This window comes from Embleya scabrispora DSM 41855, from assembly GCF_000372745.1.
Taxonomy (GTDB): Bacteria; Actinomycetota; Actinomycetes; order Streptomycetales; family Streptomycetaceae; genus Embleya; species Embleya scabrispora.
The window spans coordinates 1-17,750 of record NZ_KB889720.1 but is presented as its reverse complement, the minus strand read 5'-3'; the positions used below and the strand labels follow the sequence as shown (position 1 = coordinate 17,750).

The window sequence follows — 17,750 nt, the reverse complement described above, 5'->3', positions numbered from 1 at the left end:
AAGTGAGAACCGGGTGCAGCATGGCGTATGAGGTGGCTCCACCGAAGTACGTGCGCCTGGTGCAGACGCTTCAGTCGCGCATCGAAGACGGCACCTATCCGGCCGGCTCGCTCCTGCCGAGTGAGCACCAACTCGTGCAGGCATTCGGGATGTCGCGGCCCACCGTGGTGCGGGCGCTTCAGATCCTGCGACAGGACGGCTGGATCGAGTCGCAGCAGGGTCGGGGCACCTTCGTTCGAGGGCGGCCCGAGTCGTCTCGCGCGACGCCGGCTCGCCGTGGCCTGGAGGTCATGGAGCGCGACGAGGACTCCAGTCCCGGTGAGTTGATAGCGGCCGCGACGGTCGACCTTCCTCGACGAGCCGCATCCGCACTGGGCCTGCCTCCCGGTGCCAAGGCCCTACTTCGCCGGTGGCTGGTGCGCGATGAGGACGGACCCTCGGAACTGGTCTCGTCCTACTTCCCGCTGGAACTCGCGGAGCGCACGGACCTGGCCTCGGATCAGGCGCTGCCCGGCGGGCTGAGGGCGCATCTCGAGAGCCGAGGCAAGGTCCGCATCGACCACATCACCGAGCGCATCTGCGCACGGCTCGCCGACAGCCAGGAAGCCGAACTGCTGGAGCTGCCGGCGGGGGAGCCGGTCCTCGGTCTACTGGTGATCGGCCACGACTCGACCGGTCGGGGCTGGTACGTCGCGGACGTGGTGTTGGCGGGCGACCGCCACGAGCTGGAAGACGTCTACTCGGTCCAGTGAGGATCCCGCCGCGTGTGGCGGGTTTCCTCCGCAAAGCAACTTGACAAGTCAACCTGTCATGTCTAACTTCGAGAGTGCTTGATAAGTCAACTGGACAAGGAGTGGGTTCGTGGCAATCAAGGGTGCGATCCCGGTGTCCTTCGCGGCGGTGTTCCCGTTCGGGGCGTTCGCGAAGTCGGTGGTGCCGATGGCCGACTTCGAGGCGTCCAAGGGCGGCGTGAAGGTCCAGGCGCGCGACAAGACGACCGGGCTGCCGGTCTGGGCGGTATCCGTGGTCGACGGTGACCCGGACGCCAACGAGGCGACCGTGAAGGTCAAGGTCGCCTCCGACTCCGAGCCGGTCCTTCCGGACGCGTTGCCCGGACTGCCGTTCCGGCCGGTGGAGTTCGAGGGCCTGACGGTGACGGCGTACGTCAACCAGTCCAACAACCGCGTGGCGTTCTCCTACCGCGCGTCCGGCCTGCGTGCGCCGGGCGGACCGCTCAAGAGCGCGATCAAGACGGCGGGCTGACGGCTCGTCGTGCACGGAGTACGACGCGGCCCCGGTGCGAACTGACTTTGGCGGGTCTCACGCACCGGGGCCGCCCCATCCGAACGACCTGGTGATCTTCGAAGGGGTGTCTCCCATCATGCATGTCCTCAACCGGCCCTGGGTGAAGCTCGGGGCCTTACTACTCGCGGCCCTGTATGTCGTCTACGAGGCGGTGCGGGCGAAAGCCGGCCTGACTGCCTCGTATCTGGTCGTCTCCATCTACCTGACCTCGGCGGTGGCCTGCGTCGGGTGGTGGCTGTTCTCTTTCGCGGCACGAGTGCGAAGGGGCTGGCCCGCGTTGTCCAAGGCGCTCGGCCTATGGCAGCAGGAACCGGTGTCCCGGATCGATGAGACATTCGAGTACCGGTATCCGAAGATCCTGCGTATCCGGCGCCACCAACTGGGTTTCGACGTCGTTGTGTCCCTCCTGCCGGGGCAGATCCCGAAGAACCTCGGTGACCACGTCGAAGGCATCGCACACACCTGGAAGGTCTTCCGGGTCGAAGTGTCTTCACCTGCTCGCGGGGTCGTCGTACTGCGGGCCTGGTTTACGGACCCCTTGGCCCAATCCTTCGAAGCTCCTCCATTGCCCGGATTGGGCGATGTCACCAAACGGGCTGCCGGCCTTGCGTCCATCCGGTTCGGGCGGCCGGCGGAGGAGCGCGAGGATCCGTGGACGCCGGACTTCGCGTCTGCGGAGATCGGGCGGTGTGACGACGGGTCGCCGTGGCGGCTGCGACTTCACGGAACGCACGTCTTGGTGGCCGGGGTGACCGGTGCGGGGAAGGGCTCGGTCCTTTGGGGCGTCATCCGCGCACTCCTTCCGGCTACCTGCTCGGGCATCGTGCAGCTCTGGGCATGCGACCCGAAACGCATGGAGCTGTCCTACGGCCGGTCGCTCTTTCACCGGTATGCCTGTGAGCCGGCGGCCATGGTCGAACTCCTGGAAGACGCCGCAGGCGAGATGAACACGCGGGCCCAGACGTTCGCGGGCAAGGTGCGCAAGCACGAGGCTTCCCCCGCTTGCCCGTTCGTCGTGTTGATCGTCGATGAGCTGGCGTTCCTGACGGCGTATCAACCGGACCGCGATCTACGAAAGCGCGCGGATGCCGCGATAGCCACGCTCACGTCCCAGGGGCGGTCCGTCGGGTTCTGCGTCATCGGGGCCTTGCAGGATCCGCGCAAAGAGGTCATGAACATTCGCAACCTGTTCCCGGACCGGATCGCGCTTCGGCTGGACGAGCCGAACCAGGTGGACATGGTGCTCGGCAACGGCGCTCGGGAGCGGGGCGCCGCAGCGGACCTGATCTCGCCTCAACCCGAGATCGGTGCGGGCGTCGGCTACGTCAAGCACGAGACACAGCCGGAACCGGTGCGTGTTCGAGCGGCGTTCGTCTCCGATCACGCGATCGACGCGATGGTTCACGATTACGGCCGACGTGGTGGATTGGCGGCAGCGGCATGAGGTTCATTCCGACCCTGGCAGACCTCGGGGACGTGCTCGCGGGCCTGGCCGCGCTGATCGAAGCCCGCCCGGCGCTGCCCGACCTGGTCTCTGTCCACACGGTGTGGAGCGCTGAATCGGACGAGTGGAACGTGACGGCGCGCGTGTTCGTCGACACCGACTCGGCCTTCGCCGCGGAGGCCGTTGCGATGTGGGCCGGTGAGATCGCCAAGGGCGTGACGACCTCGGCCAACGTGACCACGTCGGGGGCGTCGTACGTGCACTACCAGGCGGTGGGCAGCATCGCAGGCGCCTCGATCACTGTGTGGTCGCGTGGACGTCTGAGCGGTGAAGCGACTGGTGAGGAGTCGCGCCATGGCTGAGCGGAGCATGAGCGAGCGCATGGCCGCGGCGCGCAACCTGCTGGCACTCGCGGGCAAAGCGGTTGCCATCTGGACGGGGGAGACGGACGGGCCCACCTTGGCGGAACGACGTGAGGCGGCAAACTCCGCTGTCCAGGGCATCGACACGGCCCTGACGGCGCTCTATCGGGTGCGCGCAGACCTGGTCGGCCAGATGCGGCGGAGCGACGACGCGTTCATGGCTGAACTTCAACGGAAATACGGTCCGCTTCCCCCGGCTGGTGATCGATGACTACCCGGGCGGAACGTGCGCGGATGCCACTTGCGCGCGAGGTCGTGCGGGCGGTGGCTCAAGAGCACGGGGTCTGTGTCCGGCCGATTGCCTTGCGGCGCACGGATGTCGAGACCGGTGAGACGACCGTGGTCGACGTGCCTTGCGGGGCGACGTTGGCGAGCGTGTGCCCGACCTGTGCCGAGCGGAAGCGGCGGCTGAGGATGGCGCAGTGCCGTGAGGGGTGGCATCTGACCGAGGAACCGATTCAGGAAGCCGACGAGCCGACCGACGAACAGCGCCTGCTGGCCGAGCTGCGGGCGGACTGGACGAAGAAGCACGACCTGGCGCGCGATGACGACCGGGATGAACTCGGCGAGGATCTTGCCGCGGTGGATGCGGAGTTGGCCGACTCGGGGGTCCGCGGGAACATCGACCCCGATCCGGTCTCGCGGCGGGTGCGGTCCACGCGGCGGCGGCAGGATGCTTCGGATCTGCCTCGGCGTGAGGTCGATGCGCGGACGGTCGGCAGGGCGTACACCACACCGGACGGCAAGGTGTTCCGGCCGTCGCTGTTCGTCACCCTCACGCTGCCGTCGTACGGGCGTGTACGCCGCGACGGGACACCCGTGGACGCCTCGGCGTACGACTACCGGGCGGCTGCCCGGGACGCGTTGCACTTCTCGAAGTTGGTCGATCGGTTCGTGCAGAACCTGCGGCGCCTGGTCGGCTTCGACGTGCAGTACTTCGGTGCGGTGGAGTATCAGCGGCGGCTGGCTCCGCATATCCACCTGGCGATCCGGGGCACGGTCTCGCGGGCCGAACTCCGCCAGGTGGCGGCGGCCACCTATCACCAGGTGTGGTGGCCGGCGTGCGATGAGCCGGTCTACTCGACCGACCTTCCGCCGGTCTGGGACACGGAGGCCGGCGCCTATCTCGACCCGGTGAGTGGTGTCGAACTGCCCACCTGGGACAAGGCGTTGGACATCCTGGCCGACGACGCGGAGCCGATCCACGTCGCCCGGTTCGGGACTCAGGTCGACGCGAAGGGCGTCTTGGTCGGCTCGCAGGACGCGCGGCGCTGCATCGGCTACCTGACCAAGTACCTCAACAAGTCCGCCCACGAGTCCCACGAGGCCCAGAGCGGGGCCCAGCACGCGCACGTGGATCGACTCGTGGAAGCCCTGCGTTACGAGCCCTGCTCGCCAACGTGCGCGAACTGGCTGCTGTACGGGGTCCAGCCGAAGAACGCTCGCGCGGGCCTGCGTCCCGGCTGCTGCAAGTCGACGGCACACCGCCGGACCCACCTCGGCTACGGCGGCCGGCGTGTCCTGGTCTCGCGCAAGTGGTCCGGCAAGACCATGGCCGACCACAAGACGGAGCGCCGGACCTGGGTCCTCGACCTGATCGGCCAAGCCGCCGACGTACCCGACCCCAATCGCTTCATCTGGCAACCGGTGGGCCGTGACGAGCCGGACGTCGAGCCGCTGTCCCATCGGCTCCTTCGGGCGGTGGCTGAGCGGGTGCGGTGGCGCAAGGCCATGGATGACGCGAAAGCGCGCGCTGACGGGACGCTCGACAATTCGGCAACTGCCCGGGGGAGGGCGGCATGACCAGGAAGACCAAGATCCCCGATATCGAACTCCTGACCGTTCCGGAAGTCCTCGAAGCGCTCGGTGGCCTGTCCCGCCGGACCTTCTACCGCTGGCGTGAACTCGGCCTCGCTCCGGCCTGCCACAAGCTCCCCAACGGCGAACTCCGCATCACACGCAAGGCGTTCGCGGAATGGCTCGACACCCGGGCGGAGGAAGCGGCGTGACGGACAAGACGTACAAGGTCCGGATCTGGGCCGTGTCCCGCAATCAGAGCAGCAAGAAGCCCTCCTACGTCCTGCGGTGGCTCGTCGGGACCGAGCGGCAGTCGGCGACGTTCGGGACCAAGGGGCTGGCCGACCGATTCCGGTCGCGTCTGATTCGTGCGGCGGAAGACGGCGAACCGTTCGACCTGGTGAGTGGCCTTCCCGAGTCGATGGTCAAGGCCAAGGAAGCCACCTCGGTGCTGGCGTTCGCTCTCGCCTACATGGAGATGAAGTGGCCTAATGCCGCCGCGAAGTCGCGCGACAGCATGACGGATGCCCTCGCTACCGCACTCCCGGCGCTCGTGGCCGACGCCAAGGGGCGACCCGACGTCAAGACGCTCCGTCGCGCGCTGCGGCTCTTTCTGCTGCCTCCGACGCGACGTGAGATCGATCGGCCCCGTGAGATCACGAAGGCGGTCGCGTGGATCGAGAAGGCGTCGCTGCCCATCACCGCACTCGAAGACGCCAAGCGCGTGCATGGGGTGCTGGATGCTCTCGGGCTCAAGCTCGATGGCACCGCAGCCGGCGCCGAGACGCTGCGGCGTAAGCGCTCGGTCCTCTACAACGTCCTGGACTACGCGGTGGAACTCGAACACCTCACCGTGAATCCGATCGACAAGGTCAAACGCAAGCGGATCAAGGTTGCCGCCTCGGTGGACCGGCGGGCGGTCGCCAACCCGACGCAGGCTCGTGAGCTGCTGACCGCGGTCACCTACGTGGGTGGCCACAAGCGGGCCGGCGGCCGTCGACTGCGAGCGTTCTTCGCGGTCCTCTACTACGCCGGGACGCGCCCGGCCGAAGCGGTCAACCTCCGGCGGGCCGACTGTGTTCTACCGGAATCGGGCTGGGGCTCGCTGACCCTGCACACGACTCGGCCAGCCGCCGGCAAGACCTGGACCGACAACGGCCACGCGCACGACGAGCGCGGCCTGAAGCAGCGGGCGGACAAGGACACGCGTCCGGTGCCCATCCCTCCGCAACTCGTCGCGATGCTTCGCGCGCACATCGAAGAGTTCGGGACGGCACCTGACGGCCGACTCTTCCCAAGTGAGCGAGGCGGCGTGCTGGCCTCTTCCTCGTACTCCCGGGTGTGGAAGGAGGCACGCCGGATCGCGCTGACCGACGAGCAGGTCACGTCACCCTTGGCGGCCCGGCCGTACGACCTTCGGCACGCCTGCGCGTCGCTCTGGTTGAACGCGGGAGTGCCGGCCACCGAAGTCGCTGAACGGCTCGGGCACTCGGTGGATGTGCTCCTGAAGATCTACGCCAAGTGCATCGACGGGCAGCGCGACCTGATCAACAAGCGCATCTCGGATGGTCTCGGTGACGACGACTGATCAGCCGTCAGGTGACAGGAAGCTCCGGAGGGGTCCGGGGCTTTCGTCGTCTCCGGGCCACGCCGCAGATACGCCGGAAACGCACTGTGACCTGCGGAAACGCCCTCAAGATCATTGCACGTATATTGCACAGCGGCCGTCCTACGCCTGCTGTCGCCTGCACCGCGTGACACACATCGTGACGGCGAAAAAGAGGCCGGAAACAAAAACAGCAGCTCACGTGGCTTCGTGGCTGCTGATCCTGGTGACGCTGTGTGCCCCTGGCAGGATTCGAACCTGCGCACACGGCTCCGGAGGCCGTTGCTCTATCCCCTGAGCTACAGGGGCTCGGGTGATGTGAACATTACCAGCTCTGGGGAGTGGGTTGCGAAGGGGTTGATGGGTGGGGTGGGGAGGGGGCGTGGGGGAGGTGTGGATGAGATGTGCGGATCGGGCCCCCAGGTGGGTGTGGGGGGCCTAACCTCACTGGCGTGGGCGGGATTGGTGGTGAGGCGGCGCGGGTGCTTGTCGTGGATGACGACGAGGTGATTCGGCAGCTGATCGCGGTCAATCTGCGGCTGGAGGGGTTCGTGGTCAGTACCGCGTGTGATGGTGAGGAGTGTTTGCGGCTCGTGCACGAGGTGCGGCCGGACTTGGTCACGCTTGATGTGGTGATGCCGCATCTGGATGGGATCGGGACCGCTGCTCGGTTGCGGGCGGATCCGCGGACCAGTGAGTTGAAGATATTGATGATCAGTGCCTGTGCGCAGGATGAGGACTTCTCCCGGGCGCGGGCGGTCGGGGTCGACGGGTATTTGACCAAGCCGTTTCATCCGGAGCAGCTCATTCGGCTCGTGCGCGCGTTGTCGCCGGAGCCGTTGTCGGCCGATCCCCTGCCGGATCCCTCGACGGATTCGGCGCTGGACCTCTCGGCCGAGCTCGCGGCCGACCCCGCGCCGGATCCCTCGGCCGAGCCCGCGTCGGATGGTTAGGCCGACCCCGCGCCGGATGGCTGGGCCGACCCCGCGACCGATCCCTGCGCCGGATCTCTCAGCCGATTCCGCGCCGGTGATCCTTCGGTCGACCCCTGCCTGATCCTTCGACCGATCCCGCGCCGGACATCGCGGCCGCGGCCCGCGGCCCACCCCGCGCCGGACCCGTCGGCCCACCCCGCGACCGACGCACCGGGTCCTCGTGCCCGGACCCTCCTCGGGAGTCTCACTCGAATGGCCCACCCCGCCCGCCGGGTAGGTTGGGCGGCGGGTCGCCTACGCTTGTCCCCGTGACCCCCGCAGAGCTTTCGCAGTCAGTGTTGTCCGCGGTTCGTGCCGCCGTCGAGGCGGGCGAGCTCGCCGTTGCCGTGCCCGAGAGCACGACGGTGGAGCGACCCAAGAACCGTGAGCACGGGGACTACGCGACGAACATCGCGTTGCAGCTCGCGAAGCCGGCCAAGCGACCGCCGCGGGAGATCGCCGAGTTGCTGGCCGCGCGGATCGCGCAGGCGCCCGGTGTGGCCAAGGTGGACATCGCCGGCCCGGGCTTCCTGAACATCACGTTCGACACGGCCACCCAGGGCGAGCTGGCCCGCACCATCGTCGCCTCCGGCGCCGAGTACGGCAGCAACAGCGCGTTCGACGGGCTCAAGATCAACCTGGAGTTCGTCTCGGCGAATCCGACCGGGCCGATCCACATCGGCGGCGTGCGCTGGGCCGCCGTCGGTGACTCGCTGGGGCGGATCCTGCGCGCGTCCGGCGCGGATGTGACCACCGAGTACTACATCAACGACGCCGGCGTGCAGATCGACAAGTTCGGCAAGTCGCTGATGGCGGCGGCGAACGGTCGGCCCGTCCCCGAGGACGGCTACGTCGGGGCGTACATCAACGACATCGCCGCCGACATCGTCGCCGAGCGGCCCGACGTGCCGAGCCTGGCCGAGGCCGAGCAGGAGAAGGTCTTCCGGGCCACCGGGCTCAAGTTGATGGTCGCCGAGATCCAGCGCTCGATGGAGAACTTCGGCGCGCACTTCGACGTGTGGTTCTCCGAGACCACGCTGCACGAGTCCGGCGCGGTGGAGAAGGCGATCGAGCGGCTGCGCGAGCAGGGGCACGTCTACGACGACAACGGCGCGATCTGGCTGCGCACCACGGACTACGGGGACGACAAGGACCGGGTCCTGATCAAGTCCGACGGCGAGAAGACCTACTTCGCCTCGGACGCCGCGTACTACCTGAACAAGCGCGACCGCGGCAACGAGGTCGCCGTCTACATGCTCGGCGCCGACCACCACGGCTACGTCGGGCGGCTCAAGGCGATCGCGGCCTGTGCGGGCGACGACCCCGAGCGCAACATCGAGATCATCGTCGGCCAGTTCGTGAAGATGATGCGCGCCGGCGAAGAGGTCCGGATGTCCAAGCGCGCGGGCAACATCATCACCATCGACGACGTCGTCGAGTGGATCGGCGTCGACGCCGCGCGGTACTCGCTGGCGCGCTCGTCCACCGACTCCACCATCACGCTGGACATCGACATCCTCACGTCGCACAAGAACGAGAACCCCGTGTTCTACGTTCAGTACGCGCACGCGCGGATGTCCGCCGTCGAGCGCAAGGCGGCCGAACGCGGCATCGTCAAGGGCGAGTTCAAGCCCGAGCTGCTGTCCACCGAGTGGGAGTCCGATCTGCTCGGCATGCTCGGCGAGTTCCCGCGTGTGGTTGCCAAGGCCGGCGAGATGCGCGAGCCGCACCACGTCGCGCGCTACCTGGAGCAGTTGGCCGGCACGTACCACCGCTTCTACGACCACTGTCAGATTCTGCCCAAGGGCGAGGAAGAGGTCACCGACCTGACGCACGCCCGAATGTGGCTGGCCGAAGCCACGAAAACCGTGGTGGCCAACGGCCTCGCCCTTCTCGGGGTGTCCGCCCCCGAGCGCATGTGACGGTTCGTCACAACGCTGGCGACAGGCCGAAGGCCGGGCACATGCCCGGCCTTCGGCCGTTCCGGGCCACCGGCCACCGGCCGCAACCCACCCCACACCGACGCCCTCACCCCACGGGGAGCACCACGACATGAGCCGCTCCGCCCACCCCGCCGGTCCCCGCCACGCGGACGTCCTGCCCGACGGCGCGCCGCCGATCGCGCCCGAGGACCTGACCCTGCTCGATCCCAAGATCTGGCCCGCGGGCGCCGAGCGCGGCGCCGACGGTGTGGTCACCATCGCCGGCCTGGACGTGCGCGAGCTCGCGCGCGAGTTCGGCACCCCCGCCTACATCCTCGACGAGGCGGACTTCCGGGCCCGCTGCCGCGCCTGGCGCGAGGCGTTCGAGGGCGCCGACGTGTTCTACGCGGGCAAGGCATTCCTGTGTCGCGCGCTGGTGCGCTGGATCGCCGAAGAGGGCCTGAACCTTGACGTGTGCACCGCCGGCGAGCTGGCGGTCGCGCTGTCCGCGGGCATGGACCCGGCCCGGATCGCCTTCCACGGCAACAACAAGTCCGCTGCCGAGCTGGAGCGCGCGCTGGAGGTCGGCGTAGGCCGGATCGTGGTCGACTCGTTCGAGGAGATCAGCCGGCTGGCCTTCCTGGCCGACCGGCGCGGTGTCACGCAGAAGGTGCTGGTGCGGATCACCGTCGGGGTCGAGGCGCACACCCACGAGTTCATCGCCACCGCGCACGAGGACCAGAAGTTCGGATTCTCGCTGGCCGACGGCCTGGCGGCCGAGGCGGTCCGCCGGATCCGCAAGCTCGAGTCGCTCGAACTGGTCGGCCTGCACTCGCACATCGGCTCGCAGATCTTCGACACGGCCGGCTTCGAGGTCGCCGCGCGTCGGGTGGTCGGCCTACTGGTCGCGGTCCGCGACGAGCACGGCGTCGAACTGCCCGAGATCGACCTCGGCGGCGGTCTGGGCATCGCCTACACCTCCGCCGACGACCCGCAGTCGCCCGCGGTGATCGCCGCCTCGCTGCTGGACATCGTGCGCCGCGAATGCGCCGCCGCCGGCCTGGCCGCTCCCCGCCTGTCGGTCGAACCCGGCCGCGCGATCGCCGGACCCGGCACCTTCACGCTGTACGAGGTGGGCACGATCAAGCCGCTGGAGGGTCTGCGCACCTACGTCAGCGTCGACGGCGGCATGTCGGACAACATCCGCACCTCGCTCTACGACGCCGAGTACAGCGTGACACTCGTCTCACGCGCGAGCGACGCGGCGCCGATGCTCTCGCGCGTGGTGGGCCGACACTGCGAGTCCGGCGACATCATCGTCAAGGACGCCTACCTGCCCGCCGACCTGGCCCCCGGCGACCTGCTCGCGGTGCCCGCCACCGGCGCCTACTGTCGCTCGATGGCGAGCAACTACAACCACGTGACCCGCCCGCCGGTGATCGCGGTCCACGACGGCAGCGCACGCGTGATCGTGCGGCGCGAAACCGAAGAGGACCTGCTCCGCCTCGACATCGGCTGAATCGGCCCGGCGACGGCAAAAAAGAGAACAACGAAACAAGAACAATGCAACGATCGGGGGTCGCCGCGTGGCGGCCCCCGGGCTCGGGAGAAAATCCCGTCGCCCGCATGCGAGGCCGCAATATTTGTCGTCTCGGATCCTGGACCGGCCTCCGGTTCGGGCAATGATCCGAGCGACACTTGTCGGCACTGCCTGTCTCCGAAATCCCCCGGACGGCAGACTCGGACAACCTTTGTCTTCGAGAAGTGAGGTCGGATGATGCGTACGCAGCCGCTGAAGGTGGCGCTGCTCGGTTGTGGTGTGGTCGGCTCCGAAGTGGCCCGCATCATGACGACGCACGCGACCGACCTCGCCGCCCGAATCGGGGCCCCGATCGAGCTCGCCGGGGTGGCTGTGCGCCGCGCCGGGCGCGAGCGCGCGGGCATCGACCCCGCGCTGATTACCACCGACGCGGTGGAACTGGTCAAACGCGACGACATCGACGTGGTGATCGAGGTGATCGGCGGCATCGAGCCCGCCCGCGGCCTGATCCTGTCCGCGATGGAGCACGGCGCCTCGGTGGTCTCCGCCAACAAGGCGCTGCTGGCCGAGGACGGCTCCACGCTGCATGCCGCCGCCGCGAAACACGGCGTGGACCTGTACTACGAGGCCGCCGTCGCCGGCGCGATCCCGCTGTTGCGCCCGCTTCGCGAGTCGCTCGCCGGGGACAAGGTGGAGCGGGTCCTGGGCATCGTCAACGGCACCACCAACTTCATCCTGGACCGGATGGACACCACCGGTGCCGGCTTCGCCGAGGCGCTCGACGAGGCCACCGCGCTGGGTTACGCCGAGGCCGACCCCACCGCCGACATCGAGGGCTTCGACGCCGCGGCCAAGGCCGCGATCCTGGCCGGTCTGGCCTTCCACACCCGGGTGACCGCCGCCGACGTGTACCGCGAGGGCATCACCGAGGTCAGCGCCGCCGACGTGGCCAGTGCCAAGGCGATGGACTGCGTGGTCAAGCTGCTGGCGATCTGCGAGCGCGGCGCCGACGGGCAGAGCGTGAGCGCCCGCGTGCACCCGGCGATGATCCCGCGTACGCACCCGCTCGCGTCGGTGCGCGAGGCGTACAACGCGGTCTTCGTCGAGTCCGAGGCGGCCGGGCAGCTGATGTTCTACGGCCCCGGAGCGGGCGGCGCGCCGACCGCGAGCGCGGTGCTCGGCGACCTGGTCGCGGTCTGCCGCAACAAGCTCTCCAGCGCGACCGGGCCCGGCGAGTCGGCCTACGCCCGGCTCACCCCGCAGCCGGTGGGCATCGCCCGTACCCGCTACCACCTCAGCCTGGACGTGGCCGACCGGGCCGGCGTGCTGGCCCAGGTGGCCGCGGTGTTCGCCCAGCACGACGTGTCCATCGACACGGTGCGTCAGCAGGGTCGGGACGGGGATGCCACACTCGTGATCGTCACCCATACCGCCACCGACGCCGCGCTCGCGGCGACCGTCGCCGATCTGCGCGGTATGGACATCGTCCGTGACATCGCCGGCATCATGCGGGTCGAAGGGGAGTAGAGGGACCGTGAGCGCGCTCAAGGAAGGCGTCCGCACCACTCAGTGGCGCGGGGTCATCGAGGAATACCGCGACCGTCTGCCGGTCTCGGCGAACACACCCGTGGTCACCCTGCGTGAGGGTGGTACGCCGTTGGTCCCGGCCCAGGTGCTCTCCGAGCGCACGGGATGTGAGGTTCACCTCAAGGTCGAGGGCGCCAACCCGACCGGGTCCTTCAAGGACCGCGGCATGACGATGGCGATCTCCAAGGCCAAGGAGGAGGGCGCCCGGGCGGTCATCTGCGCGTCCACCGGCAACACCTCGGCCTCCGCCGCCGCATACGCCGTGCGCGCCGGGATGGTCTGCGCCGTACTGGTGCCGCAGGGCAAGATCGCGCTGGGCAAGATGGGCCAGGCCCTCGTGCACGGCGCGCGCATCCTCCAGGTCGACGGCAACTTCGACGACTGCCTCACGCTCGCCCGCGACCTGGCCGAAAAGTATCCGGTCGCGCTGGTGAACTCGGTCAACCCGGTCCGCATCGAGGGCCAGAAGACCGCCGCCTTCGAGATCGTCGACATGCTCGGCGACGCGCCCGACATCCACGTGCTTCCGGTGGGCAACGCGGGCAACATCACCGCGTACTGGAAGGGCTACAGCGAGTACGCGGCCGACGGTTCGGCCGGCCGCCGACCGCGCATGTGGGGCTACCAGGCGGCCGGTTCGGCGCCGCTGGTCAACGGCGCGCCGGTGCTCTCGCCGCAGACGATCGCCACCGCGATCCGGATCGGCAACCCCGCCTCGTGGGACTTCGCGATCGCCGCGCGGGACGAATCGGGTGGCCACATCGAGTCGGTGACCGATCGTCAGATCCTGTCGGCATACCGCCTTCTGGCCGCGCAGGAGGGTGTCTTCGTGGAGCCGGCGTCCGCCGCGAGTGTGGCCGGATTGCTCCAGGCGGCCGAACAGGGCCGAGTCGACCCGGGCCAGCGGATCGTCTGCACGGTGACCGGCAACGGCCTCAAGGACCCCGACTGGGCGGTGGCCGGCGCACCCAAGCCGGTCGTCGTGCCGATCGACGCGTCCGCCGCCGCCGCCCAACTGGGCCTCGGCTGACCCGTACCACGCGTCGGCGGCCCGGACCACCGCTCCCGACACCCGTCGGAAAGCGATCCGCGCCGCCGACCCGAAATGCCACGTCGCGGCGCGGGTGGAAAAAGTCGGGCCGGGTCCCCGAAAGCCGACCCCGCTCGGGAAAGTCGGTCCCACCCGGAAAGCCGACCCGGCAAGCGGTGCGAAATGTGGTCGGAACACACCAGGGCGGGTCGACGGTCACCCGTCGCCCGCCACCGGTCCTTTTCGATCCCATTTCCGGTACCAATCCCACGACGCGGTGGTTACGGTGTCCCGCGAGGGAACGCACCTTCGGTAGGCTGATCACCGGACGCGACCTTGCACTCGTTCCGCGGCGCATGCCGCCCGAGTCTCGCGTCTGTTCCTGCCGTTCCGCAGCACCCGCGATTTCCCGAATGCGCCACCGGTTCGGACCGTCCCGCGAAGGTGCCCGGAACTCCACGAGGAGGAGTGTCCACGCGTATGGCCGGCCCCGCATTCCGTGCCGCCCCCGTCCGGGTTCGCATCCCGGCCACGAGCGCCAACCTGGGTCCCGGGTTCGACGCGTTCGGACTCGCGCTCGGACTGTACGACGACGTCGCCGTCCGGGTCGCGGACGAGGGCTTGTCGATCGATATCGCAGGTGAGGGCGCCGACAACCTGTCTCGGGACGAGAACCACCTGGTCGTGCGCGCGGCCTACGCCGCGTTCGAGGCGATGGGTGGCCGCCCGCCCGGCCTGGACGTGGTGTGCGCCAATCGCATCCCGCACGGGCGCGGACTGGGCTCGTCCGCCGCGGCCATCTGCGCCGGCGTGATCGCGGCCCGGGCGCTGACGATAGGCGGCGCCGAGCGGCTCGACGACGAGGCCACCCTGGCCCTGGCGACCGAGCTCGAAGGCCACCCGGACAACGTCGCGGCGTGCCTGCTCGGCGGCTTCACCATCGCCTGGACCGACGAGGACGGCCCCCGGGCGGTGCGATCGACCCCCGACCGGGGTATATCTCCCGTTGTGTTCGTACCCGCCACTCCGCTGTCCACCGAGGTCGCGCGCGGTCTGCTGCCGGCCAAGGTGACGCATCGCGACGCCTCGGCGAACGCGGGGCGCGCCGGCCTGCTGGTCACCGCGCTGACCTCGCGTCCGGACCTGCTGTTCGCCGCGACCGAGGACCGGCTGCATCAGACCTACCGAGCGCCCGCGATGCCCGCGAGCGCCCAATTGATCGACAAGCTGCGCGCACAGGGGATGGCCGCGGTCGTCTCCGGCGCGGGGCCGACCGTGCTCGCCCTGGTCACGCACGACCGCGTGGACGAGGCGATCGGCAGCGCCGGGCCCGATTGGGTGGTTCGGCAACTGGACGTGGACGGGGCCGGAGCAAGCGTCATGCCACTGGCGTGACCTGCGTACCAGCTGTTCGTTGGCAGTACGCCCGGTAGGCAAAACCGGCCCGTCGGCAGGCCCGCGCGACCGGGCCGGCGGTCGGCGACGGTGGTGGATCCGTTCACTCCACTGCACTACCGCAGGAAAAAAAGGGCTGCGCCGGGGGAGCGATGGGGTGGGGGAATGTCTCTTGGGTCCGGTAGTGTTAGCGTCATCACCGCACCAGATCCCCCGCCCGCATAGGGTTGGGCGCGTTCGGTGCTCTGTGGCCACGATCCTTTGGGAGTCTCCCCTCCTGCCTGTCCTTCGTGACGAACGTGGCTCCCCGATACAGACCGGCGGAACCACCGCGCCGCGTCGAGCTCATCCCGGGGACCCGAGGGCACTTCCCCTACAGGAATACGAGCCCCCACAGGCATACATGAGCCCGATCCTCGCAGTACCGGGCACATTTTCGACGATTCCCGCCATCCGGCGGACCACCGCACCGGACCGCACTGGAAGCGGGACGGACAGCACAACCGGTCGCCGAGCCCCCTCAAGGCCGACGCCCGCTCCAGGGAAGGACCCTTCGTGAGCGACACCACCGAACTCATGGACGCAACGCCGCAGGCCGCGTCCGCCTCGGGTGACGCGGTTGCCACCGCGGACGCCCCCGCTCCCGCCACGCGGCGCCGCCGCTCGACGGGCACCGGCCTCAACGGCATGGTGCTGGCGGAGCTGCAGCAGGTCGCCACCGGTCTGGGCATCAGCGGCACCGGTCGCATGCGCAAGAGCCAGCTGATCGAGGCCATCCAGGCCAAGCAGGGTGGTTCGGACGCCGCTCCCGCTGCCGCCGCGAAGCCGGCCCGGGCGACCCGGGCCAAGGCCGCCGCCGCCGCGGACAACGGCGCGGCGCCCGCCGAGGCCGCCGCGGAGGCGCCCGCCGAGGCTCCGGTCGCGGAGGCGCCCACCCGGGCCCGCCGGACCGCCCGTACGCGGGTCGCGGTCGAGGCACCGCAGATCGAGATCCCGGTCCAGGCCGCCGCCGAGGCGCCCACCAACGGCCGCACCCGGCGCGAGCAGGGCGAGCCGGCGGCCGAGGCCGTCGAGGCCCCCACGCGCCGTCGTGGCGAGCGCACCGAGCGCACCGGCGACGACCAGGGCGAGCAGCGCGAGGGCGGCGAGCGGGAAGGCCGTCGTGAGCGTCGCGAGCGCGGCCAGAACCGGCGCGACCGCGGCGAGCGCGGCGGCGAGCGCGGCGGCGAGCGCACCGAGCGCGCCGAGCGCCCGGAGCGCGGCGAGCGGGCCGAACGCGGCGACCGCAACAACGAGCGCGCCGAGCGCGGCGGTGACCGCGCCGAGCGGGCCGACCGCGGCGGCGAGCGCGGCGAGCGCGGCAAGCAGCAGCAGCAGCAACAGCAGCAGCAGGACAACGACCCGATGGGTCCGGACGACGACTTCGAGGGCGGCGGCCGTCGGCGTCGTGGCCGCTACCGCGACCGCAACCGTCGCCGCGGCGGCCGCGAGGGCTTCGAGACCAACGAGCCCGTGCTGGCCGACGACGACGTCCTGGTGCCCGTCGCGGGCATCCTGGACATCCTCGACAACTACGCCTTCGTGCGGACCTCGGGCTACCTGCCCGGCTCCAACGACGTGTACGTCTCGCTCGCCCAGGTCCGCAAGAACGGCCTGCGCAAGGGTGACGCGATCGTCGGCGCGGTGCGCCAGCCGCGCGACGGCGAGCGTCGGGAGAAGTTCAACGCGCTCGTGCGCCTGGACACGGTCAACGGCATGGAGCCGGAACAGGCGCGGCAGCGCTCCGACTTCAACAAGCTCACCCCGCTGTACCCGCAGGACCGGCTCCGTCTGGAGACCGACTCCGGCGCGCTGACCACGCGGATCATCGACCTCGTGTCGCCGATCGGCAAGGGCCAGCGCGGCCTGATCGTCGCGCCGCCCAAGGCGGGCAAGACGATGGTGCTCCAGGCGATCGCCAACGCGATCACCGTGAACAACCCCGAGTGCCACCTGATGGTCGTGCTCGTGGACGAGCGCCCCGAAGAGGTCACCGACATGCAGCGCTCGGTCAAGGGCGAGGTCATCTCCTCGACCTTCGACCGGCCTGCCGAGGACCACACGATCGTCGCCGAGCTGGCCATCGAGCGGGCCAAGCGCCTGGTCGAGCTGGGTCACGACGTGGTCGTGCTGCTCGACTCGATCACCCGCCTGGGCCGCGCGTACAACCTCGCGGCGCCCGCCTCCGGCCGAATCCTGTCCGGTGGTGTCGACTCGACCGCGCTGTACCCGCCGAAGAAGTTCTTCGGCGCGGCGCGCAACATCGAGAACGGCGGCTCGCTGACCATCCTCGCCACCGCGCTCGTCGAGACCGGCTCGCGGATGGACGAGGTGATCTTCGAGGAGTTCAAGGGCACCGGCAACATGGAGCTCAAGCTCGACCGCAAGCTCGCCGACAAGCGGATCTTCCCAGCGGTGGACGTGGACGCGTCCAGCACCCGCAAGGAAGAGATCCTGATGGCCTCGGACGAGCTGGCGGTCGTCTGGAAGCTGCGCCGGGTGCTGCACGCGCTCGACCAGCAGCAGGCCATCGAGCTGCTTCTGGACAAGATGAAGAAGACCAAGAGCAACGGCGAGTTCCTCATGCAGATTCAGAAGACGACGCCGATGCCGAACGACTAGTCGGGCCCAGGCGTGGGGTCCGGGGGTCGCTCCCGGGTCGGCACAGTCGGAAGACGACGCCGATGCC

At 69.5% G+C, this 17,750-nt stretch carries 15 protein-coding genes and 1 tRNA gene; 15 read left to right on the top strand and 1 reads right to left on the bottom strand.

All coding sequences use genetic code 11. The annotated features are described in order from the left end of the window. The first annotated feature begins 20 nt into the window (after positions 1-20). The 8 genes from A3IC_RS0145515 to A3IC_RS0145480 all read left to right on the top strand — a co-directional run bounded on the left by A3IC_RS0145515 (position 21) and on the right by A3IC_RS0145480 (position 6,556). Entirely contained in the window at positions 21-752 is a 732-nt protein-coding gene (locus A3IC_RS0145515) for a GntR family transcriptional regulator (protein WP_020556730.1), read from the top strand. 109 nt (positions 753-861) lie between these two features. Beyond that, on the top strand, positions 862-1,263 hold the full coding sequence (locus A3IC_RS0145510; protein ID WP_020556729.1) for a hypothetical protein: 402 nt from the start codon (positions 862-864) through the stop codon (positions 1,261-1,263). Between the two features lie 91 nt (positions 1,264-1,354). After that, positions 1,355-2,749 carry an FtsK/SpoIIIE domain-containing protein gene (locus A3IC_RS60355; RefSeq protein WP_052174100.1) on the top strand — a complete coding sequence of 465 codons (1,395 nt, stop codon included), beginning with the start codon at positions 1,355-1,357 and terminating at the stop codon, positions 2,747-2,749. A gap of 32 nt (positions 2,750-2,781) precedes the next feature. Beyond that, positions 2,782-3,111 (top strand): hypothetical protein, encoded by a 330-nt coding sequence (locus A3IC_RS0145500; protein ID WP_158696359.1) that lies wholly within the window; start codon positions 2,782-2,784, stop codon positions 3,109-3,111. Then, positions 3,104-3,382, top strand: a complete 279-nt coding sequence (locus tag A3IC_RS0145495) for a hypothetical protein (RefSeq protein ID WP_020556726.1) — start codon at positions 3,104-3,106, stop codon at positions 3,380-3,382. The genes A3IC_RS0145500 and A3IC_RS0145495 overlap by 8 nt, the downstream gene beginning before the upstream one ends. Beyond that, complete coding sequence (locus A3IC_RS0145490; RefSeq protein WP_026219487.1) at positions 3,379-4,974, top strand: replication initiator; 1,596 nt, start codon at positions 3,379-3,381, stop codon at positions 4,972-4,974. Before A3IC_RS0145495 ends, A3IC_RS0145490 begins: the two co-directional genes overlap by 4 nt. After that, complete coding sequence (locus tag A3IC_RS0145485) at positions 4,971-5,180, top strand: helix-turn-helix transcriptional regulator (protein ID WP_020556724.1); 210 nt, start codon at positions 4,971-4,973, stop codon at positions 5,178-5,180. Before A3IC_RS0145490 ends, A3IC_RS0145485 begins: the two co-directional genes overlap by 4 nt. Beyond that, positions 5,177-6,556 (top strand): tyrosine-type recombinase/integrase, encoded by a 1,380-nt coding sequence (locus A3IC_RS0145480; protein WP_020556723.1) that lies wholly within the window; start codon positions 5,177-5,179, stop codon positions 6,554-6,556. The genes A3IC_RS0145485 and A3IC_RS0145480 overlap by 4 nt, the downstream gene beginning before the upstream one ends. A gap of 255 nt (positions 6,557-6,811) precedes the next feature. Here the strand turns inward: A3IC_RS0145480 and A3IC_RS0145475 are convergent. Next, positions 6,812-6,883: transfer RNA gene (locus A3IC_RS0145475), tRNA-Arg, on the bottom strand. Between the two features lie 182 nt (positions 6,884-7,065). Between A3IC_RS0145475 and A3IC_RS60350 the strand changes: the two genes are divergently transcribed. The 7 genes from A3IC_RS60350 to rho all read left to right on the top strand — a co-directional run bounded on the left by A3IC_RS60350 (position 7,066) and on the right by rho (position 17,683). After that, entirely contained in the window at positions 7,066-7,527 is a 462-nt protein-coding gene (locus A3IC_RS60350; protein WP_245599835.1) for a response regulator transcription factor, read from the top strand. Between the two features lie 290 nt (positions 7,528-7,817). Further along, complete coding sequence (gene argS / locus A3IC_RS0145465) at positions 7,818-9,470, top strand: arginine--tRNA ligase (protein WP_026219486.1); 1,653 nt, start codon at positions 7,818-7,820, stop codon at positions 9,468-9,470. Positions 9,471-9,600: 130 nt separating this feature from the next. Further along, positions 9,601-10,989, top strand: coding sequence for a diaminopimelate decarboxylase (lysA, locus tag A3IC_RS0145460; RefSeq protein ID WP_020556720.1), 1,389 nt, complete (start codon positions 9,601-9,603; stop codon positions 10,987-10,989). A gap of 255 nt (positions 10,990-11,244) precedes the next feature. After that, on the top strand, positions 11,245-12,537 hold the full coding sequence (locus A3IC_RS0145455) for a homoserine dehydrogenase (protein WP_020556719.1): 1,293 nt from the start codon (positions 11,245-11,247) through the stop codon (positions 12,535-12,537). Positions 12,538-12,544: 7 nt separating this feature from the next. Then, positions 12,545-13,627, top strand: a complete 1,083-nt coding sequence (gene thrC / locus A3IC_RS0145450; RefSeq protein WP_020556718.1) for a threonine synthase — start codon at positions 12,545-12,547, stop codon at positions 13,625-13,627. 480 nt (positions 13,628-14,107) lie between these two features. Next, a complete protein-coding gene (gene thrB / locus A3IC_RS0145445; RefSeq protein ID WP_020556717.1) occupies positions 14,108-15,022 on the top strand; it encodes a homoserine kinase in 915 nt (304 codons plus the stop codon). 555 nt (positions 15,023-15,577) lie between these two features. Continuing rightward, positions 15,578-17,683, top strand: a complete 2,106-nt coding sequence (gene rho / locus A3IC_RS0145440) for a transcription termination factor Rho (protein WP_020556716.1) — start codon at positions 15,578-15,580, stop codon at positions 17,681-17,683. Positions 17,684-17,750: the final 67 nt, after the last annotated feature.

Bases quoted from the DNA above. Each gene is read 5' to 3' on its own strand.
- A3IC_RS0145515 (WP_020556730.1), top strand. From the start codon at position 21: ATGGCGTATGAGGTGGCTCCACCGAAGTACGTGCGCCTGGTGCAGACG.
- A3IC_RS0145495 (WP_020556726.1), top strand. From the start codon at position 3,104: ATGGCTGAGCGGAGCATGAGCGAGCGCATGGCCGCGGCGCGCAACCTG.
- A3IC_RS0145490 (WP_026219487.1), top strand. From the start codon at position 3,379: ATGACTACCCGGGCGGAACGTGCGCGGATGCCACTTGCGCGCGAGGTC.
- A3IC_RS0145485 (WP_020556724.1), top strand. From the start codon at position 4,971: ATGACCAGGAAGACCAAGATCCCCGATATCGAACTCCTGACCGTTCCG.
- lysA (WP_020556720.1), top strand. From the start codon at position 9,601: ATGAGCCGCTCCGCCCACCCCGCCGGTCCCCGCCACGCGGACGTCCTG.
- A3IC_RS0145455 (WP_020556719.1), top strand. From the start codon at position 11,245: ATGATGCGTACGCAGCCGCTGAAGGTGGCGCTGCTCGGTTGTGGTGTG.
- thrB (WP_020556717.1), top strand. From the start codon at position 14,108: ATGGCCGGCCCCGCATTCCGTGCCGCCCCCGTCCGGGTTCGCATCCCG.